The organism is Helcococcus sp. KG196, assembly GCF_046035495.1.
Classification (GTDB): Bacteria; Bacillota; Clostridia; order Tissierellales; family Peptoniphilaceae; genus Helcococcus; species Helcococcus ovis.
This window is the reverse complement of record NZ_JBFNFI010000018.1, coordinates 16,420-40,667: the sequence shown is the minus strand read 5'-3', so window position 1 is coordinate 40,667 and position 24,248 is coordinate 16,420. Positions and strand designations below refer to the sequence as shown.

Genomic DNA, 24,248 nt, shown 5'->3' with positions numbered 1-24,248 from the left:
TCAGCTTTTTTCCATTTTTTTATTATGAAGGGGCTATTTCAAGATTTTTATGTTAACATTAACACACAGGATATAATCCGAGGACTAGCAGCGTAAACAAACTTCTTATTTCTTAAAATTTCATTCATTCTCCATCTATAAAAATAAAAGTTTGTTTAGACACCTCCGCAGGATGTAATCCGAGGACTAGTGACGTAAACAAACTTTTATTTTTAATCAAACCACTCTTTAATCTTTTCAAAAAATCCTTTTTCAGGTTTTACATCTTCACCGGTAACTTCGGCAAATTCTTGAAGTAGTTCTTTTTGTTTTTCATTTAATTTTTTAGGAACGATAACTTTAACATCAAAATATAAATCTCCTTTATATCCCGTTCTTACATCAACCATCCCTTCTTTATCTAATTTAAATCTAGTATCATTTTGTGTGCCTGCAGGAATTTCAAATTTAGTTGTCCCATCTAATGTTGGAATATCTATTTCATTCCCTAAAGCTGCTGTAACAAACGAAATTGGTAATTCATAAAATATATCATTACCATATCTTTTAAAAATTTCATGCTCTTCTACAGAAACCGCAATATATAAATCTCCTGAAGGTCCTCCATTTTCTCCATCATGTCCTTCTCCTCTAACAGGTATCATATTTCCATCTGCAATTCCTGAAGGAATCTTAATCTTGATTTTTGAAGTTTTTAGAACCCTTCCTTCTCCATGACAAGTTTCACATTTTTCCTCAATAACTGTCCCCGCCCCATTACATGTTGGACATGTGTTAACGGTTGAAAATTGACCAAATGGAGTCGATTGAGTACTTCTAACTTGACCTGTTCCATGACAACGAGTACAAGTTTTCTTTGACGTACCGGGTTTTGCCCCAGAACCTTCACATGTATTACATTTTTGATATTTTCTATAGGAAACTTCCTTTTCAACACCGGTGACAGATTCTCTAAATGATATGTTTACATGAATTTGAATATCTTGGCCTCTTTTAGGAGCATTCGGATCCCTTTGTCTTGTTCTGGAAGATCCTCCAAAAAAGTCAGAAAATAAATCTGAGAATATATCTCCCATTCCTCCTGAAAAACCACCAAATCCAGAATTTGGATCAAATGCAGCATCTCCATATCTATCATACTTAGCTCTGTTTTCTTCATCTCCAAGTATAGAATAGGCTTCATTAATTTCTTTTAATTTTTCTTGAGCTTCTTCACTACCACCATTTAAATCTGGATGATATTTTTTAGCTAATTTTCTATACGCTTTTTTTATTTCTTGAGCACTCGCACTTTGCGAAACTCCCAGCACTTCATACGGATTATTCATATTACCACCTTAACTAATAAAGGGGAGCAAGCTCCCCTCCTACTAATTATATATTTTACTTACCTTCTTCATTTTCGTCAACCACTTCATAATCAGCATCAACAACATCATCTTTTTTTTGTTGTCCAGCTTCACTCTTTTGACCAGATTGAGCATAAAGTTTTTCACTCATCTTATTTAACTCTTGAGTTAATTCTTCAATTTTAGCTTTGATTTCATCAACATTTTCAGAACCTAAAACTTTCTTTAATTCTTCATTTTTAGCTTTAATTGCTTCTTTTTCAGAATCTGAAATCTTTCCTTCTAGATCTTTTAATGTTTTTTCTACTTGATAAGAAATACTTTCTCCTTGATTCTTTGTTTCAATCAATTCTTTTTTCTTCTTATCTTCGTCTGCATATTTTTCTGCATCCTTAACTCTTTGATTAATTTCTTCTTCACTTAAATTTGCTGAAGCTGTAATTGTAATTTTTTGTTCTTTACCTGTACCTAAATCTTTAGCAGATACATTTACAATACCATTTGCATCAATATCAAATGTAACTTCAATTTGTGGTACCCCTCTTGGCGCAGCAGGAATATCTGTTAATTGGAAATTACCAATCATTGTATTATCTTTAGACATTTGTCTTTCACCTTGTAATACCTTGATATCTACTGATGTTTGGTTATCTGCTGCTGTTGTAAATACTTGTGATTTCTTTGTAGGAATTGTTGTATTTCTTTCAATCAATACTGTTGTAATATTACCCATTGTTTCAATACCTAATGAAAGTGGTGTAACATCAAGTAATAATAGATCATTTACATCTCCTGCTAAAATTGCCCCTTGTACAGCTGCACCTAAAGCAACAGCCTCATCAGGGTTAATATCTTTTTGAGGAGCTTTTCCTGTTAATTTCTTTACCGCCTCTGCTACAGCAGGAACTCTTGTTGACCCACCAACTAAAAGCACTTTATCTATTTCTGAAGCTTGTAATCCTGCGTCTTTTAAAGCATCTTTTACAGGGATTAATGTTTCGTCAATCAAGTCTGAAATTAGTTCTTCAAATTTAGATCTTGTAATATCCATATTTAAGTGAGCTGGTTGACCATTTATAGCTGTGATGAATGGTAAATTAATTTGAACACTCATTTGAGTTGATAATTCTTTTTTAGCATTTTCTGCTGCATCCTTCAATCTTTGTGCTGATGTTGGATCTTGTAATAAATCCACACCATTTTCTCTCTTAAATTCTGAAGCAATATAATTCATCAATCTGTTATCAAAATCATCCCCACCAAGTCTGTTATTACCTCTTGTTGCCAATACGTCTATAACTCCGTCGTCTACTTCCAAGATAGATACGTCAAATGTACCACCACCTAAGTCGAATACCATTATTTTCATATCATTATTTTCTTTTTGCATTCCGTATGATAATGCAGCTGCTGTTGGTTCATTAACAATTCTCTTAACTTCTAAACCTGCTATTTTCCCAGCATCTTTAGTTGCTTGTCTTTGCTCATTTGTAAAATATGCCGGAACAGTAATAACTGCTTCTGTTACAGTTTCACCTAAATATGCTTCAACATCTGCTTTAATTTTTTGTAAAATCATTGCAGAAATTTCTTCTGGTGAATATGATTTATCATCGATTTTTACTTTATAATCTGTACCCATTTCTCTCTTAATTGATGAAATTGTTTTTTCAGGGTTCATGATTGCTTGTCTTTTAGCTGTTTTACCAACTAATCTTTCTCCGTCTTTTGTAAATGCTACTACTGAAGGTGTAGTTCTATCTCCATCAGCATTAGGAATTATTGTAGCTTGTCCACCTTCCATTACTGCTACTGCTGAGTTTGTTGTACCTAAGTCAATACCTATAATTTTTCCCATAATTTTCTCCTTTTTGTTTAATACTATAATTTACACTTATACATTTTTCTAAATAACTCACTTACTTACTTTCACCATCGCCGGTCTTATTACTTTATCTTTTAATTTATATCCCTTTTGGAATGTTTCAATGATGTGTTCTGATTCAACTTCATCATTTTCTTCCATAAATACTGCATGATGTAAGTTTGCATCAAATTTTTCATTATCGGATACTATTTCTTCAACTCCTTCTTGAGTAAGAATATTTTCCAACTCAGATTTAATCATTACAATTCCTTTTGTTAATGTGTCTTCTTCATCAGCACCTTTCAATGCTCTATCAAAATTATCCATTACAGAAAGTAGTTTAATAACTAAACCTTCTGAAGCATATTTATATATATCCGATTTTTCTTTTTCTTGTCTACGTTTATAATTTGTGAAATCTGCTTGTAATCTTGCAAATGAATCTTTTAATTTTTCAAATTGTTCATTTACCTGTTCAGTATCTTTAGTGATTTCTTCAGAGTTTTCTTTAACTATTTCTTCATTTTTCTCTTCTACAACGTCTTTTGTTTTATCATTTATATCTTCTATCTTTTCTTTTTCATCCATCACTACCTTCTTTCAATATATCCATTTATATACTTACTTACCAATACCAAATCTGCAATTACTTTATCATATTTCATACTATTTGGTCCTAAAACTCCAAGCTTACCTTTGATACCATCACTATTTCTAAATGTAATAGTTATTACACTAAATTTTTCGAATTCCTTTATTCCTAATTCATCTCCAATATATACTTGTAAATCCGTATCCATATTATCAGATAAAACTTCAAGTAAAGGATTATCTTCTTTTATAAAATTTAAAAGATTTTGATTATTTTCTATTAAATCATTATTGTAAACAAACAAGTTTCCAAGTCCTTCATAAATCATCCTTGCCTGAGAATTTTCAAAGGTTGTCTTTTCGATAACCGGTATAATCTCATTTAACACGGAATGCCTTTCTCTTAAAACTTCATAAACTTGTGAATGTAATGCCTCTATCATATTTTTATGATTCAAATCCAATAAAGTCGATGTCAGTAAACTATTTATAAGGTCAATTGTATTTTTATCAACAGGACTTTTCAATCGTATGCTATCACTTATAACTTCTTTTGAGTTATAAATATATATAATAACCAAATCTTTAGGCCCCAAAAATACAACATTTATATATTTCAAATATATTTTTGACATTTCAGGCAACATTGCTAAAGCAGTATAGTTTGTGATAGCTGATAACATCTTAGTTGCATTTCTAATTACATTATCAAATTCTGACGAATCTTTCATATTACTCATATCAAAAATTTGTCTGGGTCCTAACTCAAATGGAATTTCGTCTGATAACAACGCATCTACATAAAGTCTATATCCACTATTAGAAGGAATTCTCCCTGATGAGGTATGTAATTTTTCCAAATATCCAAGTTCTTCCAAATCGCTCATTTCATTTCGTATGGTCGCAGCACTAACTCCTATATTACTATCCTTAGAAAGTAATCTTGAACCTACCGGCTCTTTTGAATCAATATATGACTTTATTATTGAATTTAATATTTTAATCTTTCTATCATCCATATTGATCCTCTTCCTTCAAATTTCATTTTTTGTTATCACTCACTAACCCCGAGTGCTAACTATATTATATACCATATTTTTAAAATGTCAAGTTTTAAATACTATGAGATTGAGAAAAACTTGACAATATGTATATATACATATATAATAAATTTGAAAACGAAGTCATATATTATTTAGGAGGTTATATGAAAAATATTCACAAAAAACATTTTTATAATTTTATTTTCAATATTATTTATATTCAATTCAGTAATGATAACAAATGTAAACGCCAATAAAATAGAAGATATCCCGGATTCGTTTACATATTATGATAATGGAGCATATTGGAAGATATCCAATATATATGATCTAAACAATGTTAAGTTAGAAAGATTATTTAGTGTCGGTATCAGAAGAACATGTTTTCCTGGAGATCCATGTTATCCATATTGTAATTGTTCAAATCCCGATTCAGGTAATGATAAAAGAGATGACCCTATAACAAAGTTTTTAGATTGCGTATTTAATAATATTAAACGAAATATAATAGGTGATTTAAGCTTTAATGCTATATTAAAGGGTTCTCGTGCGATATTAATTAAATATGGCAAAAAAGCTCTTGCAAATCATTTAGCGAAAATTATACCCGGAGTAAATTATGCTTATGCCGTTAAGTTACTTTACGATTCAGCTTATGGTTGTATATTATGATTAAATACTTAAAAAAAATAACTATAAAAAATATAATATTTTTTGTAATATTATATTTTTCAACTTATGTATTAGCAGAAGGATTAAATTTTATATTTTCAACTATTGATATCACTTTAGTATATAAGAACATAATTATAATTTACATATTTTCTCTATTAAACAGTATATTTTTTATTAAAGTAGCATATAAAGAATTTAATATATTAAAAATATTCGGTGCGTCAATTTTCATTACAATAGCACTTTTGCTATTTTCATATATTGGAACATCATTGATACCATTAATCTTTTCTGATAACAAAAAGGATTTTGTGAAATTCTTAAATGATGCTATTTTTATAAGCAGAGTATTCTTTAGTTTTTTAGTTATTGATTATATTATAGAAAATTTAAACAAGGATTAATCCTTACCTATATTAAAAATATTAAGAAATGGGATATTAAATAGTGTCGGTGGATAAAATTCACTTTCACTATTTTTTTTAATAAAAAATTAAACAAGATATAGACTATTGATAATTAATGAATTTTAAGAGTGGGTACCATATTTACAAAACGTCTATAAAAAACTCATTTGATAAATACATCCCTTTATCTGTAAATCTATAATTATCTAGATGTTTTTCTATAATCATATTAGATATAAATTTTTTCAAAGTTTCAGCATACTTAAGCTCAAAATCGATATTAAATTTTTCTTTATATTCTTTAGTATCTATCCCCTCTTTAGTTCCCATTTTTAAAATTATATATGTTTTTTCTAATTTTTCACCATCTAAAAGATCTTTTTCATAGCAAGGGATTTCTTCCAAATTAATTTTATCAAAATACTTTTCAAATTCTAATTCATTTTTATATAATACCCCTTTAATAAAACTACTAGCCCCAAGTCCGATACCTATATATTCATCTAAATTCCAATACTTATAATTGTGTTTAGATTCATATCCTTTTTTACAATAGTGATTAATTTCATAATGAATATAGTCCATTTTTTTTATAAAATTTTGAATAACTGACAATTCTTCCTCTTCTATATCGTTTAAATATCCATCATTTAGAGAGTAAAAAGAAAGATGAGGTATATCAACTAATTTTAAGAAGTTTAATTCAGTAATTTGATTTTTATAAGCAAAATAAATATCTAAGTTAATGTTATAAACACCTTTATTGTTTATATATTCTATCATCTCTAAAATATTTTTTATTAAAATATCCCATTTTTCATTCTTAAAAGGGAATACTTTTATTGAAAATCTATTAACTCCACAGTCAATGTAATTTTTTATTTTTGATAATTCACAATATGGATTAATTTCAATAGTAATTTCACTATTTTTTTCTAGTTTCATACTATTTAATAAGGATGTTATAAAATCAGAATATATACAAGATGGGTCTCCTCCGCCAATATATACGGAATCAATATTATAGTTTTGGATATTCCTAATCTTCATTTCTTTATGTAAATTATCAAAATATTCTTTTTCATACAAATTCATCCCATAATAGGAATTAGTCTGTAAATAATTTACTTCTTCATTTCTAAATGGGATGTGTATATATAGTCCTATATTTTTATTTTTCATCGCCCTCATCATATTTTAGAACCGATAAAAATGCTTCTTGTGGCACTTGTACTTTACCAACAGCTCTCATACGCTTCTTACCTTCTTTTTGTTTTTCCAGAAGTTTTCTCTTACGTGATATATCTCCGCCATAACACTTAGCGATAACGTCTTTTCTGTAAGCTCTAACAGTTTCTCTAGCAATAACTTTTTGTCCTATTGCAGCCTGAACAGGAATTACAAATTGATGTTTCGGTATTTCATCCTTTAGCTTACTTGCTATTTTTCTCCCTCTTTCATAAGCTTTGTCCCTATGAACAATTATAGATAAAGCATCAACACTTTCTCCATTTAACAAAATATCTAGCTTTACTAAATCAGATTTTTCATATTTTAAGAATTCATAATCAAATGATGCATATCCCCTTGTTTTAGACTTTAACGCATCAAAGAAATCATAAATTACCTCATTAAGTGGTAAAACGTAGTTTATTTGAACTCTGTATTTGTCAAGATAAGTCATATCCTTAAACACGCCCCTTCTTTCCTGACATAATTCCATAATAGCCCCTATATATGATTCAGGAGTCATGATATGAGCTTCTACTAATGGTTCCTCTACATAGTCAATAAGTGTTTCATGTGGGAAATCTGTAGGATTTTGAATATCTTTAACTTCTCCACTATTCATGTGAACCCTGTAAATTACTGATGGAGCAGTTGCTATAATATCTAAATCAAATTCTCTATCCAATCTTTCTTGAATGATTTCCATGTGCAAAAGTCCAAGGAAACCAGTTCTAAATCCGTACCCCAAAGCCGCAGATGTTTCAGCTTCAAAATCTAAAGAAGCATCATTTACTTTTAATTTTTCCAAAGCATCTCTAATATTATTATATGATTCACCTTCTGCCGGATATAATCCTGAGTAAACCATTGGAATTGCTTTTTTATAACCCGGAAGCGGTTCAGCAGCCGGATTATTTAAGTCTGTAACCGTATCCCCTACTTGAGCTTGTTTAATATCTTTAATTGAAGCAACCACGTAACCTACATCCCCCGCAGATATAGCATCTGTCTTATATTCACCTTTCATTGAGTAACCAACTTCCGTTACATCAAATTTAGCTCCTGTAGACATCATCTTTATTTGTTGCCCCGGAAATATCTTGCCCTCCTTAACTCTAACATACATTACAACCCCTCTATAAGAGTCATAATATGAATCAAAAATCAAAGCCTTTAATGGAGCATTATCATCTCCTGTTGGAGCCGGAATTCTTTGAACAATAGCTTCTAACACATCTCCTATGTTTAATCCTTCTTTTGCAGAAACACACGGAACCCCTTCAGTATCTATAGCTAATATATCTTCTATCTCTTCTTTTACTTCCTCAATACGAGCAGATGGTAAATCTATCTTATTAATTACAGGAACTATTTCTAAATCTTGATCCATGGCCAAATATGTATTTGCCAATGTCTGTGCTTCTACCCCCTGAGTCGCATCAACAATTAGTAAAGCTCCCTCACATGCCGCCAAAGATCTTGAAACTTCATAATTAAAATCTACGTGTCCCGGTGTATCAATTAAATTTAATGTATATTTATGCCCATCCTTAGCTTCATAAAAAATTTTAATTGCTTTTAACTTAATAGTAATCCCTCTTTCTTTTTCTAATTCCATACTATCAAGCAATCTATCACTCATCTCTCTTTTTGTAACCGCACCGGTCTCTTCAATCAATCTATCAGCTAATGTTGATTTCCCATGATCAATATGAGCTATGATCGAAAAATTTCTTATAAATTCTTTGTTATCTTTCATATTTACCTTTCTGAACTAAAATTATGAATAACCTTTCCGTTAATACTTTTTATATTAACATTTCCCATAATTCTAGAATCCTTAGACATATCTTTTAACCTATTATCCCCCAAAACAAATACTTCATTATCCGTAACAAACCATTTATTTTGGTTGTATACCAATGTTTCCGTTCCTTTAATGTAACCTTCTATTTTTTGAACTCCATTAATAAAAACTTTACCGTTAACAATCTCTATAACATCTCCAGGTATACCTATAACTCTTTTAATATAATTTTTTTCATCATTTCCCTTGAAAGAAATAATATCATCATGATTTAAATCTTTAATATCTATACCTATTTTTTTAATTAACACTTTATCCCCTTGATAAAGTGTTCTTTGCATTGAATCTCCTTCTATTGATACTATGGAGAACAATAATTTATCAATAACAAAAGCTAAAAATATAGCAACTAAAATAACTATAGCTAAAATCTTTAGTACATTAATAATCTTTTTTCTATTTTTCTTTTTTCGCTTAATTTTTTTTAATAATAATATATCTTCCAAAACTATTTAAGCAAACCAAATCCACTAAATGGATAAAATCTAAAGTTTGCAACCCCCTTTATTCTATCAAGTTCAATCGGTCCAAAAACTCTTGAATCAGTACTTCCATTTGGAAGCCTATTATCACCCATTACAAAATATTGGTTGTGACCTAATTTCCACTCGAATCCATTTATTGTTTCTGTATATTGTTGATTTATATATGGTTCTTCATAAACTTTACCGTTTATATATACTTTACCATCAATTATTTGAATATATTCTCCGGGTAATCCTATAATTCTTTTAATATAATCCTTATTTTCATCAAACTTCATTACAATAATATCTTTTCTTTTAATTGGGCTAAACTTCATCGTAATTTTATTTACCAAAACTCTATCATTATCATGAAGAGTATTTAGCATTGAACTTCCGGATATTCTGGTCGGTTCAAATATAAATGTTTTAATTAAAAATGCTAAAATTATAGCTATTAATATCGCTCTGGCCCATTCCATAATTATACTTGTTTTATTTTCTTTTTTCTCATTATAATCTGTATTTTTTTCTTCATTATTTAATTCATTAATATCTTTAACTTTTTCTTGATTATCTTCTAACTCTTGACGTTTATTTTCAGACATAATTAACCTCTTTCTATTTTTTCGATAATATATATTATATCATTTTAATAAAATTTTCTAAAGTATAAATAATATTTTTCTTGATTTAAATACAACATTTTGATATACTTATTGATGTTATCGAAATAGATTATTTACGGGAGGTGACTATATGGCAAATATTAAATCAGCAATAAAAAGAATTGATGTTACTAAAAGACAAACATTAAAAAATAGAGCTAAAAAAAGCGAATTAAAAACTTTAACTAAAAAATTTGATTTAGCTGTTGAAGAAAGTAGATTAGAAGATGCAACAAACTTATTAAAAGTTTTAGATAAAAAATTAAAAAAAGCTGTATCAAAGAGTGTTTTACATAAAAACGCTGCTTCAAGAAGATTAAGTAAATTAAGCTCAAAATTAGGTAAAGCTAAAGCTTAGTTAATAAATTAATATTGAATTTATAAAAGGTGCCTATGTGCATCTTTTTTAATTTTAAAATAAAAAATAGTAAACATATTCTACATTCACTATTTTTTCATACAAAATTCTAATATTAACCTTTCAATTATATCTTCGATTTTCCTTTTTGAAGTTTTAAAATTTCTCTCACTCTTAAAACAAAGATCATGAAGCAATAATAAATCCTTTAATTCATAATTTCTCACTAATTTATCAAGCTTTTTATATTCAAATGGCGATAAATTACAATAAGACTGACCTGTTTGAATATTTAATCGCTTATCATAACAGTCTTTTACACAAATCATATTTCTAACTTGGCGTATTATCATGTAATAAATCATCATTTGATCTTCGTTTTTCATCGTGCTATATGAATATAACGATTTTTTCAAATCTTTACTACTCATATAATCTAATAAACCAAATATTTTTTCCTCAAAAGTATCAATTATACTTTCTTCTATTTCATCATATGTTGGAGATTTACTCTTTATATTATTTAAAAGTTTTGATAATTCATTTTCCACTTCAAACAATGTCTTTTTAGAATCTCTATCTAAATATCTAAGTCTTTCCGTTATTAATCTAATAGAGTTAATATCAATACTAACGCCATTATTAATAAAAAATTTCCTTACAAAGCTAACAAAATTTTTTTGATCTAACCTTGAAAAACAATATATATGTCCAAATTTTTCTATTTGCTTTACAAATTTCCCCTTAAATAACTTATCTGAATTATAAACAAAAAATAAATATGTCATAGTATTGAATTTTTCAAAAAAAGATGAAATGTAATTTAGTAATTCTTCATATTTTTTTAATGAATCTTTGTTGAAATCACAATTATCTATAACAACCAATCTTCTATCAGACATTAAAGGAAGAGTTTCAACCATAGTTTGAAATTTTTCTTTCTCTAATGTTTGAAAATCAACTTTTTCATAATTAAAATCTAAAAAATCATTTCCAATAAAATCATTTTTCAATGTTTTTAAGCTCAAATCAAGAAAATATTTATCTTCCACTTGTAATAAGTTTATATTTTTTAAATTATTTTTATCTATGTTATTTAACAAATCTATATAATTCATGACTACCTCAAAAGTGTTTTAACATAAAAAATAGCTGTTGCTTAATAACTGGTAGTGTTATTTTGCAACAGTTATTCCATTTTAATAATTATCTTTAACATTTAATCTATTTAATGCTTTTTTCAAAGAAATTTCCGCTTTATCTATATCGGATGATTCTTTTGCTTCCTTAATACGTCTTTCAGCCCTTTCTTTAGCTTCTAGTGCTCTATTTTTATCAATTTCTTCTGTCCATTCACAAGCATCTGACATTATTGTAATTTCATTATTTTTATAAGTTAAATATCCCCCAGCAATAGCAGCATATCTAAACTCTCCATTAATTTTAATTTTTAATGCTCTTATATCTAACGATGCAATTAACGGAACATGATTTTTCAAAATTGCAAAATCTCCGTTTAAGCCTCTAGCTATCAACATATCAATGCCATCATCATAAAACAATCTATCCGGAGTAACTATTTTTAAATGTAAATTTTCCATAGCTCCTCCTATTCCATAGTTTTAGCTTTTTCCACCGCTTCATCTATTGTCCCAACAAATAGAAATGCTCCTTCCGGCAAGTCATCATGCTTACCTTCTAGAATTTCTTCAAATCCTCTTATAGTTTCTTCAATTGGTACATATTTACCATTTAAGCCTGTAAATTGTTCAGCTACAAAGAATGGTTGTGATAAGAATCTTTGTACTCTTCTTGCTCTAGCAACTGTGATCTTATCATCTTCAGATAACTCATCCATACCTAAGATTGAGATGATATCTTGTAAATCTTTATATCTTTGTAATGTTTCTTGAACTTTTCTAGCACATTCATAATGTCTTTTCCCAACAATATCTTCTGATAAAATTCTAGATGTTGAATCTAGAGGATCTACAGCCGGGTAAATACCCAATTCCGAAATTGATCTGGATAATACTGTTGTAGCATCTAAGTGTGAGAATGTTGTAGCTGGAGCAGGGTCTGTTAAGTCATCCGCAGGCACGTAAACAGCTTGAACGGATGTAATGGAACCTGTTTTTGTTGATGTAATTCTTTCTTGTAAAGCTCCCATTTCTGAAGCTAATGTAGGTTGATAACCTACAGCAGATGGCATACGACCTAAAAGTGCTGAAACTTCAGAACCTGCTTGTGTAAATCTAAAGATATTGTCTATAAATAATAGCACATCTTGATTTTGTTTATCTCTAAAATATTCAGCCATTGTTAAACCAGTTAAAGCTACTCTCATTCTAGCTCCCGGAGGTTCATTCATTTGCCCAAATACTAGAGATGTCTTATCAATAACTCCTGATTCCTTCATTTCGTAGTAAAGGTCATTACCTTCTCTTGTTCTTTCTCCAACCCCGGCAAATACAGACAATCCACCGTGTTCTTTTGCTATATTATTTATTAATTCTTGAATTAAAACAGTTTTTCCTACACCGGCACCACCAAATAATCCAACCTTACCACCTTTTGCATATGGAGCCATAAGGTCAATAACCTTAATTCCCGTTTCAAATATTTCTGTTGAAGGTGATAAGTCTTCAAAAACCGGAGCTTTTCTATGTATTGGAGCTTTTTCAACTTTTTCCAATCCAGCTTCATTATCTATAGTTTCACCTAGCACATTGAAAAGTCTTCCTAAAGTCGCATTACCAACCGGGACTGATATCGGACCACCTGTGTCGACAGCTTTATCTCCTCTAACCAATCCATCAGTAGATGTCATAGCTATACATCTAACTACATCATCACCAATATGTTGCGAAACTTCAGCAATAATTGTTTTATCTTTATTTTTAATTTCAATGGCATTTAATAAATTAGGCAAGTTACCTAAAGAAAACTTAATATCAAGTACAGGTCCTATAACTTGGACTACTTTACCTATATTTTCATTCGCCATATTTATTCCTTTCTTCTTAGTTAAGAGCATTTGCTCCACCAACTATTTCAGATATTTCCTGAGTAATTGATGCTTGTCTTGCTCTATTAAATTCTAATTGTAAATTTTCAAGTAAATCTTCTCCATTAGAAGTTGCATTTTCCATAGCTGTACGTCTTGATGCTTGTTCTGAAGCAGATGATTCCAACAAACAGCCGTAAATTGTTACATTTACATATTGTTTAATCATTTGAGTTAAGACTGTAGAAACAGATGGTTCAAAATCAAAATCAAATTTTTTAATGCTTTTTTTCCCTTCGGCTTCAAATCCTGTAGCAGGCAATAATTTTATAATCTTAGGTACAAATGACACCATAGAATCAAATTTTGTATAAACAATAACTACTTCATCATAAACTTTTTCTATATATTTATTTACAAAAAATGATCCCATAGCTGATGCATCTTCTATAATCGGATCATTATCAATATGTGTAAAATCCTTATTTACATCAAATCCTTTTCTTTTTAACAATTCTATAGATCTTATACCTGTAGTATAAATTACAGTATTTTCAGCATCACTATTTTTTACATATTCTAATGCCTTATTTACAGCATTTATATTATATCCTCCAGCAAGCCCCTTATCACTTGAAACCAAAATAACTGCTCTATTTTTAACTTCTCTTTTCTCCATTAATGAAGAATTAGCTGAAGTAGCAGCTAATATATCATTTATATTTTCAAACACTGTTTCAAAATACGGTTTAGTGATTTCCAATCTTTCCCTTGACTTTCTTAACTTAGCTGATGCAACTAATTCCATGGCATTTGTAATTTGCATTATGCTTCCGATACCTTGAATTCTTCTCTTAATATCTTTTGTACTTTGTGCCATTTTTTCCTCTTTCTAAGCGTAAGATTTCTTAAATTCTACAATCATGTCATGTATTTCTTGTTGTAATTCTTTTGAAAACTCTTCTGTTAAAATCTTTTCTCTTAATTCAGAATAGTTATTTTGTGCATATTCAATTAAGTTTGCTTCAAAATCTTTAATTCTTTCAACTTCGATATCATCTAATAGTCTATTTGTTGTAGCATATAGAATAATTACTTGATCTCTAACGTCAACCGGTGAATTTTGAGGTTGTTTCATTATTTCCATTACTCTCTTACCATGATCTAATTTAGATTTTGTTGATTTATCTAATTCCGAACCGAATTGTGAAAATGATTCCAATTCTCTAAATTGAGCTAGTTCAAGTTTAATACCACCTGAAACCTTCTTCATCGGCTTTAATTGAGCTGATCCCCCTACTCTAGAAACGGATAGTCCTGAGTTTACCGCAGGTCTTTGTCCTGAGAAGAATAATTCTGATTCTAAGAATATTTGTCCATCTGTAATAGAAATTACATTTGTAGGAATATATGCCGAAATATCTCCGGCTTGTGTTTCGATAATAGGAAGTGCAGTTATTGAACCTCCTCCCAATTTATCACTTAATTTTGCAGCTCTTTCCAATAATCTTGAATGCAAGTAAAATACATCTCCGGGATATGCTTCACGTCCCGGTGGTCTTCTAAGCAACAAGGACATGGCTCTATATGCAACGGCGTGTTTACTTAAATCATCGTAAACTATTAATACATCTTTTCCTTGATGCATAAAATATTCACCCATTGCCACACCTGAATACGGCGCTAAATATTGCAATGGTGCCAGTCTTGATGCAGATTCAGATACAACAATTGTATATTCCATCGCACCTTTCTTTTCAAAAAGATTTACAATACCTGCTACTGTAGACTCTTTTTGTCCGATAGCCACATAAATACAAATTACATCTTTACCTTTTTGATTAATAATTGTATCAGTTGCAATTGTAGTTTTACCTGTTTGTCTATCACCTATAATTAATTCTCTTTGTCCTTTTCCAATCGGTATTAATGCATCTATAGCTTTTATACCAGTTTGAAGTGGTTCATTAACTGATTTTCTGTCTATAACTTGAGGTGCCGGAGATTCTACAGGTCTAAATTCTGTAGTTTCAATCTTTCCTTTACCATCAATAGGTTGTCCTAAAGCATTAACAACTCTACCAATCATATTTTCTCCAACGGGAACTTCAGCAATACGTCCCGTTCTCTTTACTTTTCCACCTTCTTTTAAGTTATTATCATCACCTAAAAGTACAGCCCCTATATTGTTTTCTTCAAGGTTAAGAGCCATTCCATATACCCCACCTTCAAATTCCAACAACTCTCCCGCCATACAATCTTCTAGTCCATGAACACGTGAAATACCATCTCCGACTTCAATAATTGTACCTTCGTCAACTATTTCAGTTTTTTGATCATATTTATCAATCATAGTTTTAATGATTGAACTGATCTCTTCCGGTTTTAGTTTCATCTATTCACCCTCTTTCTTTAAGTGAGCTTCTCAAAACTTCAAGTCTTGACTTAATACTATTGTCTATTCTCTTTCCATCAATAAATACGGAAATTCCACCAATTAGTGTTTCATCAATTTTATTTTCAAGCTCAACTTTTTTTTCGAATTTTTTTTCTAATATTAATATTAAATTGTTTAGATCAGATTGATCCAGCTTATTCGCTGAATAAACTATTCCTTCCGCTATATTTTTATTAATATTATAATTTTTTCTATATTCTTTTACTAATTCCTTAAATACTAAAAACCTTGATTTATCAATTAATACCTTTAGCAAATTTAATGTATCTACATCAATATCTGAAAAAACTTTTGATATTAATTGCTTTTTATCATCTTTTGTAACATTAGGATTTAACAATAATTGATTAATTTCTTCATATTCATTCAAAACTTTTTCAATTTCAAGTAAATCCTTTTTATGAATATCAAGTTTGTCCTTTTCTAAGGATAATGTGAAAAATGCTTCTGAATAAACTTTACTTACACGATTATTCATAAGACTCCTCCAAATCCTTAATAAATGATTTTACCAAGTTTTTATCAGTATCTGTATTTACCTTTTCTCTTAATACTTTTTCCGCAGCACTAATTGCCATATCAGCAATTTCATCATTCATTGATTTCATTACTTTGATTTTTTCAGTTTCTAAAGCTAATACACCTTTTTCATATTCAACTTTAGCCAATTCTTTGGATTCTTGTATTGCTTTATTTTTAATTTCTTCTCCATAAGATCTTGCCTTTGAAATGATTTCAGATGATTCTTGCTTAGCTTCTAAAATCTTTGTATCATACTCTGCTTTGATTCTTTGTGCTTCGGCATTAGCATATTCACTATCTCTTATACTTTTTTCAATAAATGCCTGTCTTTTTTCTAGTAAGTCCTTTACAGGTTTATATAAGAAATATCTAACAACTAAGAATAAAATCAATGTCGCTGCTAATTGTATTAATACTCCAGGAAACTCAGGAATAATCTTTACTTCAATTCCCATTTATATTCCTTTCTAAATACTTATATTATCCTAATAATGGTTTTAAGAATAATAATATTGATGCGATAATTAATGAATAAATACCTGTTGATTCAGCAACAGCACATCCTGTTAGTAAAACTTGTATGATATCTCCTTTTGCTTCAGGTTGTCTACCTACCGCTTCTACAGCTTTACCTGCTGCAAAACCTTGTCCGATACCAGGTCCTAACCCTGCGATCATTGCTATTCCAGCTCCTAAAGCTGACATCCCTAAAATAAACGCTTCACTACTAATGTTTCCCATATTTTCCTCCTAAATTTTTAAATAATTTCTCTATCTCCTATTGCCAATGATACATTTACCATTGTCAACATTATAAATACAAATGTTTGAATTAAGCCTGCAAAAACATCAAAGTATGCGTGGAACACCGGCGTAATAAATGGTGTTAAAAACACCGAGATACTATTTAGCGCCGCATAAAGTAATGTTGTTACTATGACCCCACTCAATATATTACCAAACAAACGGAATGATAATGATATTGGATTAGCTAATTCCCCTAATAAATTAATAGGTAATAAAACTGGTATGGGTTCAATATATCCTTTAAGATATGCTCCTATACCATTAAATCTTATATTATTAATATGTATCATCAATGTTGTAATTATTGCTAAAGTAAATGGCACTGTATAATTTGATGTTGGAGGTTTAAGACCTAACAACCCTAACAAATTTGATGTTGCTAAAAACATTGCCAAACTTGTAATATAAGGTGTAAATCCAACATTCGCTTTTCCCATGGTAACAGTAACCAGATTTTCCATTCCTTCAACAAAAATTTCCGCTAATAGTAAAATACCTTTCGGCTTTTCTTTAAAATTAGCACGTTTAGCTTTAATTCCTATAATTATGGAAATTAAACTCAAAACAAAAACAACAAGTACTGAATTAACTAATTCTGGAGAAATAGTATAAATTTTACCATTTAGTACAATATCTATACTAATGTTCATCTTTACCATCCTTTCTGACAGAATTATTTTTTCTTTCTTCGATAAAAGAAAACAAATTATTTATATAAAAAACAAATTTAATTGACAACATGCCAATTAAACATGTAAATATATTTAAATAAATTGACTTGGCTGCAATAAAAAATATTAATCCTGAAATTAAATACCTGACTGAATAATTTATAGCCATATACCTTTTAGCCTGTGCTTCACTTTTTTCAATTGCCACAACAATGTTAAGGTAAAGTATTTTAAAAAATGCTATACTAACAAATCCACCAAGTAAAAGTCCTAATATTTTAGGCAGAACCTTATCAAAAAATATCAATATAATAGTACTTTCAACAATCAAAAGAATAAGAACTTTAATTATGATACTATTTACATATTTTTCATTTTCTATCACATTCTTTTTCACCTTTCTCAGTAGAATTAAGAGACATAATCAATTTATATGAATTAATAAATCCTGATGCAACACCCATTATTAACAATATTATAGAAAATATCCATTTAGTCCCAATCCATTTATCAATATAATTACCAAGTAAAAGTCCTAAAATAATAGGAACAGACATAGTAATTGCTAATTGTGTAATTAAAACTAAATTTTTCATATTTCACCTCTTGTCTATTACATTTTATCTAATAATGAAGTAAATATCAATAATAAATAAAAACAAAAAATGTTACAATTATTTAATTAAAATTGAATATTCAATTTTAATAATAATATAAAATATTCAATTACATTTTATTCTTCTTTATTTAAGCAACCACAATAAATTTCCAAAATTAAAGTATCTGCAATTCCTAACATTCCATCAAAATATTCTGTTTTTTGTGCAAATTCAATTATTAAATTTTCAGATAGTTCTATAATTAAATCTCTATATTTTTTTATTATACATAAACAACAATTTTATAAATCCTGTGCTCCCTGAATCAATGTAAGGAGATCCTGTATTACTTCTTATAGGGATAACCCTATTACCATTTATTGTAATTAATTTATTAATAATTTTATTTATTCCGTAATCAACTAAATAAGGATTATATGATTTACCTTTCGACTTAATATAATTAAATAAACCCCCCTGAAAGTCCATATATTCCTAATCTGTTTCTTTATCAAACATATATATAATATTTTCAAATTCATTAAAATTATATTCATTATTAAATTCAATAAATATATTATTTTTTATATTAATTTTGTATTAAAATATTAGCAAAATTCTAAAATATTAACCTTCGATTTATCTTACAAAAACTTGCAATATTGTAAAAAAACAAAAATCCCACTAGCCACCTCAGCATCTACTTCGCAGCGAGGACTCGTGGCTTTATGGGATTTTTGGTTTTATTTTTTATTTAACTTCAATTTCACAACTTTATCATTCAATGGTATTTCATCTTCAAATAATTCAATTTTTTCTAATTTAACAGCCAAAGTTTCCTTCATTATTTCTGAACCAAATGATTCTAATACAGAACTTAATTCATCGTCTGCTTCATAAAAAATTTCAATTGAATCCATTACTTCATACCCGTTAGATTTTCTCATTTGTTGAACTTTTGAGATGAATTCTCTCATGTAACCTTCTTTTAATAACTCAGGTGTTAATTCTGTATCTAAAATTACAAATAGATTTTTATCCATCTTAATATCAAAGCCTTCTTTACTTGAGATTCTAATATCAACATATTCTTTCTTAATTTCAAATTCTTCACCGTTAATATCCATCATTAAAGAACCTTCTTCAAGTTTTTCAACTAACTCTCTAGCATCGGCATTTTTTAATACTTGACCAAATTGACCTACATATTTGCCCAGTATAGCTCCTGCAATCTTAAAGTTTGGCTTTAATTCAAAATTCATAAATTCTTGTATGTGATCACTGAAAACAACTTCTTTAACATTCAACTCTTCTTTAATCAATGAAACTAGAGTTTCTAAATCATTTTTATACTTTTTATCTAATAGAATTTCGCTAAGCGGTTGTCTTACTTTAATAGCAGCATCTTCTCTTGATGATCTACCAAGTGTAACAATTCTTCTTGCTATATCCATCTTTTCTTCCAATTTTTCATCGATTAAACTTTCATCTAACTGTGGTAATTTTTCCAAATGAACTGATTTTTCTCCAACAAGTTTTCTATATAATTCTTCAGAAGTGAATGGTATCATAGGAGCAAGTAATTTTGTTAGTCCAACTAATACTTCATAAGTTGTATTGTATACTGATTTCTTATCATCATTTATTTCCGATTTCCAGAATCTTCTCCTATTTCTTCTAATGTACCAATTTGATAAATCTTCAACTAGAAAATCTAATACTTTTCTTGCAACATTAGTATATTCAAATACATCCATTTCCCTGTCATAATATTTAATTAATGAATGATATTTTGAAATTAGCCATCTGTCAATTTCAGGTCTATCCTTATAGTCTACAAAAAATGATGTAGGGTCAACCTTATCTGTTTGTGCATATAATTGGAAGAATGAATATGTGTTTCTCAATGTTCTAAATAATTTAGCTTCAACTTCTCTTACACCGTCTTCATCAAATTTTGTTGGCACCCATGCCGGTGAAACATAAATTGAGTAAAATCTAATTGCATCTGCACCATGTTTGTCAAACATTTCAAATACGTCAAGAGTATTTCCTCTTGATTTAGACATTTTCTTCCCTTCTTTGTCTAAAACTAAGTCATTTACTAAAACGTTTTTATATGGTGCAACTCCCTTATACATTGTTGAAATTGCCATCAACGTATAGAACCATCCTCTTGTTTGATCTATTCCTTCTGAAATAAAGTCAGCTGGAAACAGATTTTCAAATTTGTCTGTATTTTCAAACGGATAATGATTTTGCGCGAATGGCATTGCTCCTGAATCAAACCATACGTCCATAACATCCGGGACTCTTGTATATACTGAGCCATCTTCACCTCTTAAGTGAATATTATCAACAAATGGTCTATGCATATCTAAAGTTTCAATATTAACATCTTCTATTGCCTTTTCCGCTAATTCTTTTCTTGAACCGACAGTCATGATATCACCAGCTTCATTTTTCCAAACAGGAAGTGGAGTCCCCCAATATCTTGATCTTGAAATTGCCCAGTCTTTTAGATTTTCCAACCAATTTCCAAACCTCTTTTCTCCTGTAAATGCTGGGAACCAGTTTACACCTTTATTGTTTTCAACCATTTTATCTTTAACATCAGTTACTCTCAAGTACCATGATGGTTTTGAATAGTAAATCAGTGGTGTACCACATCTCCAACAATGTGGGTAATTGTGTTCCATTTTTTGTTTCGAAAATAATTTATTATTTTCTCCAAGGTAAATCACGATATCTAAATCACAATCCATTACAAATTTACCTTTCCATGGTGTTTCCTTAAATTTACCTTCTTCATCAACCGGATTTACTAATGGTAAATTGTACTTTAATCCTACTTGATAGTCATCCTCACCAAATGCAGGTGCAGAGTGAACTATACCCGTACCATCTTCAATACTTACATAGTCAGCTAATGTTACAAAAAACGCCTTTTTATTAACATTGATATATGGAAGAAGTTGTTCATATTCCATATATTCCATATCTTTACCTCTTAAATTTTCAACTACTTCGTAATCTTCACCAAGAACTTTTGTAGCTAATTTTTCAGCAAGATAATAGTACTCATCACCTTTCTTAACTTTTACATAATCAATTTCCGGACCTACAGTCAAAGCAACGTTTGAAGGTAGTGTCCATGGAGTTGTTGTCCACGCTAAAAAATATTCATTTTCTTTATCTTTTAATTTAAATTTAACTGTTGCAGTTTGAGATTTAATAATTTTATATCCTTGTGCAACCTCATGAGAAGCAAGTCCTGTACCACATCTTGGACAATATGGTAAAATCTTAGCTCCTTCATATAGCAATCCTTTTTTATTAAAATCATCTAATAAATGCCATGCTGTTTCAATATAATCATTATCCAATGTAATATATGGATTATCCATATCAGCTAAAAATGCCATTCTATCTGACATATCTTTCCACATTCCACTATATGTAAATACTGATTCTCTACACACTTTATTAAATTTTTCAACACCATATTCTTCAATTTCTTTTTTTGAATTTAGGTGTAATTTCTTTTCAGCTTCAATTTCAACAGGCAATCCGTGAGTATCCCATCCTGCCTTTCTTTCAACATAATATCCTCTCATAGTTTTATATCTACAGGTCATATCTTTTAAGGTTCTGGATATAACGTGATGAATACCGGGTTTGCCATTAGCTGTTGGTGGTCCATCAAAAAATACATAACTAGGTCCATCTTTTCTAGTTTCTGTTGATTGTTTCAACAAATCAATTTCTTTCCAATAATCAGAAATCTGTTTTTCTCTATCTTTAACGGAACTTTCTGATAATGCTTCAAATTTCATAACTACCTCCAATTTTTATTTTTACATTATATTTTACACATTTAGTAGGAATGTTAATAATTTCAATTTAATTAATATTATAAATAATTGCGTTTGACGTACTTTTGTCTTCAGTCGATGCTTCGCATCGTCTGATACTTCTCCCCTTACGTCATTTCCCGCCTGCTACCTTCAATTCAAAGCTCCCTCTTCGGTCGCTTTTCATTGGGTAGCTTTGCGTTTGACGTACTTTTGTCTTCAGTCGATGCTTCGCATCGTCTGAGCGACAAAGTTACGTCATAAAAAAATCCCTGCAAAATGCAGGGACGAAAATCCGTGGTACCACCCAAATTTACTATTTATAATAGCCTCATAGCATAACGCCGCCAAGCGAATTTCCTTAATTATTTCAGGAAATTATCTCATAAGTGATTTTCATTAATAGCTTCAGTATCTTTTTCAGCTAACAAGATCTCTCTATTCATCCACCATTAATTACTGTCTTAGTCTCAGATTTTCATATCATTTTAATAATATATATTTTTCATGATTTTGTCAATTTTTTAATATTTTGTTTAGAAGTATTTTAAATCATTTAATTTATACATTTTAAGTTTTCCTGTCAAATTAAAACAAATAAATTTATATAAATATAGTTAAAATTCTAATGATTTCTTATTCATACTGATTGAAAGGACAAATCCCATCAATAATAAATTAATTAATTGGAATGTTCCCCCATGCGAGAAAAATGGAAGCGGGATACCCGTTACAGGCATAATTTTCATAGTCATCCCCATATTTTCAAATACGTGTACAAATAAGAGTGCTAATACCCCTATAACAAATGTAGTATGATAGAGATCATCTGATTTATATGCTATTAAAACCATTCTGGTGAATATAATAAAATAAAGCAGCATAGCAAAAGCTCCACCTAAAAATCCAAAGTCCTCTACCAGCACAGGAAATATAAAATCTGTATGTTGCTCCGGTATGTATCTATTTTGAGAAAATGGCCCGGATTTATATCCTCTTCCTAATAATTGTCCAGAGCCTAAGGCGATTAAACCTCTATCAGTTTGATGTGTTGATGTTGATAAATTTCTGGATGAATCCTTAAAATCTAAAATCCTGTCCTTTGCATATCCTGCAAGATTTGACCATATAAACGGAAGACTTATTACAAGAGCTAAAATCGCAACTCCTAGTAATATACCGATTTTTTTCCATTTTAATCCTGAAACAAAAAGCATTGAAACAACTATAAATAAAACAACCATAGCTGTACCTAAATCTCTTTGAACAATTATCAAGCCTACTGGAAATAAAGCTAAAATTAAGTATTTAAAAATAAATTTCCAACTATTTATATTATTTTTATTCTCTCCTAATAAAATCGACAAAAATAATATATGTAATACTTTTGATATTTCGCTGGGTTGTAAATTTATCGGTCCAATCCTTAACCATAAATTAGCCCCCCAACTATCTCCACCATATCCAAAAAATATTGTCATAAGAATTAATCCAACTGAAACAATGTAAATTAGCCACTTTAATTTCTTGAATATATCCAAATTTAATATAAATATAAAACCCATCCCTATAAATCCAAATATAGTCGATATAATCTGAGATTTAATAGTCCTTCCTACCGGTGTTATCGCAGCATTTAATACTACAAGTCCAAATACAACCAGTATAATTAGTGAAAAGAGTAATATGAAATCTAATTTTTTTATATTTTTCCACGAAAAATTAAACATTAATGAAACTCCTTGATATAACTACAAAATAATTTGTATTATTTTTTTATGATATAATTTATTATAGACCAAATAATAATT

Annotated in this window: 25 protein-coding genes and 1 other annotated feature; of the genes, 3 read left to right on the top strand and 22 right to left on the bottom strand. The window is 29.3% G+C overall.

Features of this window, described 5'->3' with window-relative positions; all coding sequences use genetic code 11:
• Window positions 1-212 precede the first annotated feature (212 nt).
• Genes dnaJ through hrcA form a run of 4 tightly spaced genes read right to left on the bottom strand, consistent with a single transcriptional unit; the run spans window position 213 to window position 4,826 of the window.
• The gene (dnaJ, locus tag ABGF45_RS07430; RefSeq protein ID WP_134711939.1) at window positions 213-1,328 is read right to left on the bottom strand and encodes a molecular chaperone DnaJ; all 1,116 of its coding nucleotides are present in this window, start codon (window positions 1,326-1,328) and stop codon (window positions 213-215) included.
• 55 nt (window positions 1,329-1,383) lie between these two features.
• Entirely contained in the window at window positions 1,384-3,207 is a 1,824-nt protein-coding gene (gene dnaK / locus ABGF45_RS07425) for a molecular chaperone DnaK (protein WP_134711938.1), read from the bottom strand.
• A 57-nt stretch (window positions 3,208-3,264) separates the two neighbouring features.
• The gene (gene grpE, locus ABGF45_RS07420; RefSeq protein ID WP_134744228.1) at window positions 3,265-3,804 is read right to left on the bottom strand and encodes a nucleotide exchange factor GrpE; all 540 of its coding nucleotides are present in this window, start codon (window positions 3,802-3,804) and stop codon (window positions 3,265-3,267) included.
• 2 nt (window positions 3,805-3,806) lie between these two features.
• Entirely contained in the window at window positions 3,807-4,826 is a 1,020-nt protein-coding gene (gene hrcA, locus ABGF45_RS07415; RefSeq protein WP_134744229.1) for a heat-inducible transcriptional repressor HrcA, read from the bottom strand.
• A 255-nt stretch (window positions 4,827-5,081) separates the two neighbouring features.
• On the opposite strand from hrcA, the gene ABGF45_RS07410 reads away from it, so the two are divergent.
• Window positions 5,082-5,522, top strand: a complete 441-nt coding sequence (locus ABGF45_RS07410) for a hypothetical protein (RefSeq protein ID WP_134744230.1) — start codon at window positions 5,082-5,084, stop codon at window positions 5,520-5,522.
• On the top strand, window positions 5,519-5,929 hold the full coding sequence (locus tag ABGF45_RS07405; protein WP_134768849.1) for a hypothetical protein: 411 nt from the start codon (window positions 5,519-5,521) through the stop codon (window positions 5,927-5,929). The genes ABGF45_RS07410 and ABGF45_RS07405 overlap by 4 nt, the downstream gene beginning before the upstream one ends.
• 144 nt (window positions 5,930-6,073) lie before the next feature.
• Here the strand turns inward: ABGF45_RS07405 and ABGF45_RS07400 are convergent, their stop codons facing one another.
• From ABGF45_RS07400 to lepB (ABGF45_RS07385), 4 genes are read right to left on the bottom strand one after another with little or no spacing between them, the layout of a single operon-like run.
• Window positions 6,074-7,114, bottom strand: coding sequence for a hypothetical protein (locus tag ABGF45_RS07400; protein WP_167554117.1), 1,041 nt, complete (start codon window positions 7,112-7,114; stop codon window positions 6,074-6,076).
• A complete protein-coding gene (gene lepA / locus ABGF45_RS07395; protein WP_134711932.1) occupies window positions 7,104-8,921 on the bottom strand; it encodes a translation elongation factor 4 in 1,818 nt (605 codons plus the stop codon). The genes ABGF45_RS07400 and lepA overlap by 11 nt, the downstream gene beginning before the upstream one ends.
• A 2-nt stretch (window positions 8,922-8,923) precedes the next feature.
• The gene (lepB, locus tag ABGF45_RS07390) at window positions 8,924-9,475 is read right to left on the bottom strand and encodes a signal peptidase I (protein ID WP_167554116.1); all 552 of its coding nucleotides are present in this window, start codon (window positions 9,473-9,475) and stop codon (window positions 8,924-8,926) included.
• Window positions 9,476-9,477: 2 nt separating this feature from the next.
• The gene (lepB, locus tag ABGF45_RS07385; protein WP_245151240.1) at window positions 9,478-10,101 is read right to left on the bottom strand and encodes a signal peptidase I; all 624 of its coding nucleotides are present in this window, start codon (window positions 10,099-10,101) and stop codon (window positions 9,478-9,480) included.
• 151 nt (window positions 10,102-10,252) lie between these two features.
• On the opposite strand from lepB (ABGF45_RS07385), the gene rpsT reads away from it, so the two are divergent.
• On the top strand, window positions 10,253-10,519 hold the full coding sequence (gene rpsT / locus ABGF45_RS07380; RefSeq protein ID WP_134711930.1) for a 30S ribosomal protein S20: 267 nt from the start codon (window positions 10,253-10,255) through the stop codon (window positions 10,517-10,519).
• A gap of 89 nt (window positions 10,520-10,608) precedes the next feature.
• On the opposite strand, the gene holA is transcribed toward rpsT, so the two are convergent.
• The 14 genes from holA to ABGF45_RS07310 all read right to left on the bottom strand — a co-directional run bounded on the left by holA (window position 10,609) and on the right by ABGF45_RS07310 (window position 24,167).
• The gene (holA, locus tag ABGF45_RS07375) at window positions 10,609-11,637 is read right to left on the bottom strand and encodes a DNA polymerase III subunit delta (protein ID WP_134711929.1); all 1,029 of its coding nucleotides are present in this window, start codon (window positions 11,635-11,637) and stop codon (window positions 10,609-10,611) included.
• 81 nt (window positions 11,638-11,718) lie between these two features.
• A complete protein-coding gene (locus ABGF45_RS07370) occupies window positions 11,719-12,120 on the bottom strand; it encodes a F0F1 ATP synthase subunit epsilon (protein WP_134711928.1) in 402 nt (133 codons plus the stop codon).
• An 8-nt stretch (window positions 12,121-12,128) separates the two neighbouring features.
• Window positions 12,129-13,526, bottom strand: coding sequence for a F0F1 ATP synthase subunit beta (gene atpD, locus ABGF45_RS07365; RefSeq protein WP_134711940.1), 1,398 nt, complete (start codon window positions 13,524-13,526; stop codon window positions 12,129-12,131).
• A gap of 16 nt (window positions 13,527-13,542) precedes the next feature.
• On the bottom strand, window positions 13,543-14,406 hold the full coding sequence (atpG, locus tag ABGF45_RS07360) for an ATP synthase F1 subunit gamma (protein ID WP_408112695.1): 864 nt from the start codon (window positions 14,404-14,406) through the stop codon (window positions 13,543-13,545).
• 12 nt (window positions 14,407-14,418) lie between these two features.
• Window positions 14,419-15,921: a F0F1 ATP synthase subunit alpha gene (gene atpA / locus ABGF45_RS07355; RefSeq protein WP_408112696.1), complete on the bottom strand. Its 1,503-nt coding sequence runs from the start codon at window positions 15,919-15,921 to the stop codon at window positions 14,419-14,421.
• Between the two features lie 4 nt (window positions 15,922-15,925).
• On the bottom strand, window positions 15,926-16,462 hold the full coding sequence (gene atpH, locus ABGF45_RS07350; RefSeq protein WP_134711925.1) for an ATP synthase F1 subunit delta: 537 nt from the start codon (window positions 16,460-16,462) through the stop codon (window positions 15,926-15,928).
• The gene (gene atpF, locus ABGF45_RS07345) at window positions 16,455-16,961 is read right to left on the bottom strand and encodes a F0F1 ATP synthase subunit B (RefSeq protein ID WP_134711924.1); all 507 of its coding nucleotides are present in this window, start codon (window positions 16,959-16,961) and stop codon (window positions 16,455-16,457) included. The genes atpH and atpF overlap by 8 nt, the downstream gene beginning before the upstream one ends.
• A 25-nt stretch (window positions 16,962-16,986) precedes the next feature.
• Entirely contained in the window at window positions 16,987-17,247 is a 261-nt protein-coding gene (gene atpE / locus ABGF45_RS07340) for an ATP synthase F0 subunit C (RefSeq protein ID WP_134711923.1), read from the bottom strand.
• Window positions 17,248-17,264: 17 nt separating this feature from the next.
• Window positions 17,265-17,963: a F0F1 ATP synthase subunit A gene (gene atpB / locus ABGF45_RS07335; RefSeq protein ID WP_134711922.1), complete on the bottom strand. Its 699-nt coding sequence runs from the start codon at window positions 17,961-17,963 to the stop codon at window positions 17,265-17,267.
• On the bottom strand, window positions 17,953-18,369 hold the full coding sequence (locus tag ABGF45_RS07330; protein ID WP_167554115.1) for an ATP synthase subunit I: 417 nt from the start codon (window positions 18,367-18,369) through the stop codon (window positions 17,953-17,955). The genes atpB and ABGF45_RS07330 overlap by 11 nt, the downstream gene beginning before the upstream one ends.
• The gene (locus tag ABGF45_RS07325; protein WP_134711920.1) at window positions 18,356-18,580 is read right to left on the bottom strand and encodes an AtpZ/AtpI family protein; all 225 of its coding nucleotides are present in this window, start codon (window positions 18,578-18,580) and stop codon (window positions 18,356-18,358) included. The genes ABGF45_RS07330 and ABGF45_RS07325 overlap by 14 nt, the downstream gene beginning before the upstream one ends.
• A gap of 273 nt (window positions 18,581-18,853) precedes the next feature.
• A complete protein-coding gene (locus ABGF45_RS07320) occupies window positions 18,854-19,072 on the bottom strand; it encodes a hypothetical protein (protein WP_408112697.1) in 219 nt (72 codons plus the stop codon).
• A 254-nt stretch (window positions 19,073-19,326) separates the two neighbouring features.
• Window positions 19,327-22,419 (bottom strand): isoleucine--tRNA ligase, encoded by a 3,093-nt coding sequence (ileS, locus tag ABGF45_RS07315; protein WP_134711919.1) that lies wholly within the window; start codon window positions 22,417-22,419, stop codon window positions 19,327-19,329.
• Between the two features lie 298 nt (window positions 22,420-22,717).
• Window positions 22,718-22,918: a binding site (T-box leader), on the bottom strand.
• A gap of 136 nt (window positions 22,919-23,054) precedes the next feature.
• A complete protein-coding gene (locus tag ABGF45_RS07310) occupies window positions 23,055-24,167 on the bottom strand; it encodes an FtsW/RodA/SpoVE family cell cycle protein (protein ID WP_134711918.1) in 1,113 nt (370 codons plus the stop codon).
• Window positions 24,168-24,248 lie beyond the last annotated feature (81 nt).

What these genes read in the sequence shown, in the direction of transcription:
- dnaK (WP_134711938.1), bottom strand. Translation starts at nt 3,207, where the DNA reads ATGGGAAAAATTATAGGTATTGACTTAGGTACAACAAACTCAGCAGTA.
- holA (WP_134711929.1), bottom strand. Translation starts at nt 11,637, where the DNA reads ATGAATTATATAGATTTGTTAAATAACATAGATAAAAATAATTTAAAA.
- grpE (WP_134744228.1), bottom strand. Translation starts at nt 3,804, where the DNA reads ATGGATGAAAAAGAAAAGATAGAAGATATAAATGATAAAACAAAAGAC.
- atpB (WP_134711922.1), bottom strand. Translation starts at nt 17,963, where the DNA reads ATGAACATTAGTATAGATATTGTACTAAATGGTAAAATTTATACTATT.
- lepB (WP_245151240.1), bottom strand. Translation starts at nt 10,101, where the DNA reads ATGTCTGAAAATAAACGTCAAGAGTTAGAAGATAATCAAGAAAAAGTT.
- ABGF45_RS07370 (WP_134711928.1), bottom strand. Translation starts at nt 12,120, where the DNA reads ATGGAAAATTTACATTTAAAAATAGTTACTCCGGATAGATTGTTTTAT.
- atpD (WP_134711940.1), bottom strand. Translation starts at nt 13,526, where the DNA reads ATGGCGAATGAAAATATAGGTAAAGTAGTCCAAGTTATAGGACCTGTA.
- atpE (WP_134711923.1), bottom strand. Translation starts at nt 17,247, where the DNA reads ATGGGAAACATTAGTAGTGAAGCGTTTATTTTAGGGATGTCAGCTTTA.
- lepA (WP_134711932.1), bottom strand. Translation starts at nt 8,921, where the DNA reads ATGAAAGATAACAAAGAATTTATAAGAAATTTTTCGATCATAGCTCAT.
- ileS (WP_134711919.1), bottom strand. Translation starts at nt 22,419, where the DNA reads ATGAAATTTGAAGCATTATCAGAAAGTTCCGTTAAAGATAGAGAAAAA.
- atpG (WP_408112695.1), bottom strand. Translation starts at nt 14,406, where the DNA reads ATGGCACAAAGTACAAAAGATATTAAGAGAAGAATTCAAGGTATCGGA.
- atpF (WP_134711924.1), bottom strand. Translation starts at nt 16,961, where the DNA reads ATGGGAATTGAAGTAAAGATTATTCCTGAGTTTCCTGGAGTATTAATA.
- ABGF45_RS07405 (WP_134768849.1), top strand. Translation starts at nt 5,519, where the DNA reads ATGATTAAATACTTAAAAAAAATAACTATAAAAAATATAATATTTTTT.
- ABGF45_RS07410 (WP_134744230.1), top strand. Translation starts at nt 5,082, where the DNA reads ATGATAACAAATGTAAACGCCAATAAAATAGAAGATATCCCGGATTCG.
- atpH (WP_134711925.1), bottom strand. Translation starts at nt 16,462, where the DNA reads ATGAATAATCGTGTAAGTAAAGTTTATTCAGAAGCATTTTTCACATTA.
- ABGF45_RS07310 (WP_134711918.1), bottom strand. Translation starts at nt 24,167, where the DNA reads ATGTTTAATTTTTCGTGGAAAAATATAAAAAAATTAGATTTCATATTA.
- ABGF45_RS07325 (WP_134711920.1), bottom strand. Translation starts at nt 18,580, where the DNA reads ATGAAAAATTTAGTTTTAATTACACAATTAGCAATTACTATGTCTGTT.
- dnaJ (WP_134711939.1), bottom strand. Translation starts at nt 1,328, where the DNA reads ATGAATAATCCGTATGAAGTGCTGGGAGTTTCGCAAAGTGCGAGTGCT.
- atpA (WP_408112696.1), bottom strand. Translation starts at nt 15,921, where the DNA reads ATGAAACTAAAACCGGAAGAGATCAGTTCAATCATTAAAACTATGATT.
- ABGF45_RS07320 (WP_408112697.1), bottom strand. Translation starts at nt 19,072, where the DNA reads ATGGACTTTCAGGGGGGTTTATTTAATTATATTAAGTCGAAAGGTAAA.
- ABGF45_RS07400 (WP_167554117.1), bottom strand. Translation starts at nt 7,114, where the DNA reads ATGAAAAATAAAAATATAGGACTATATATACACATCCCATTTAGAAAT.
- rpsT (WP_134711930.1), top strand. Translation starts at nt 10,253, where the DNA reads ATGGCAAATATTAAATCAGCAATAAAAAGAATTGATGTTACTAAAAGA.
- hrcA (WP_134744229.1), bottom strand. Translation starts at nt 4,826, where the DNA reads ATGGATGATAGAAAGATTAAAATATTAAATTCAATAATAAAGTCATAT.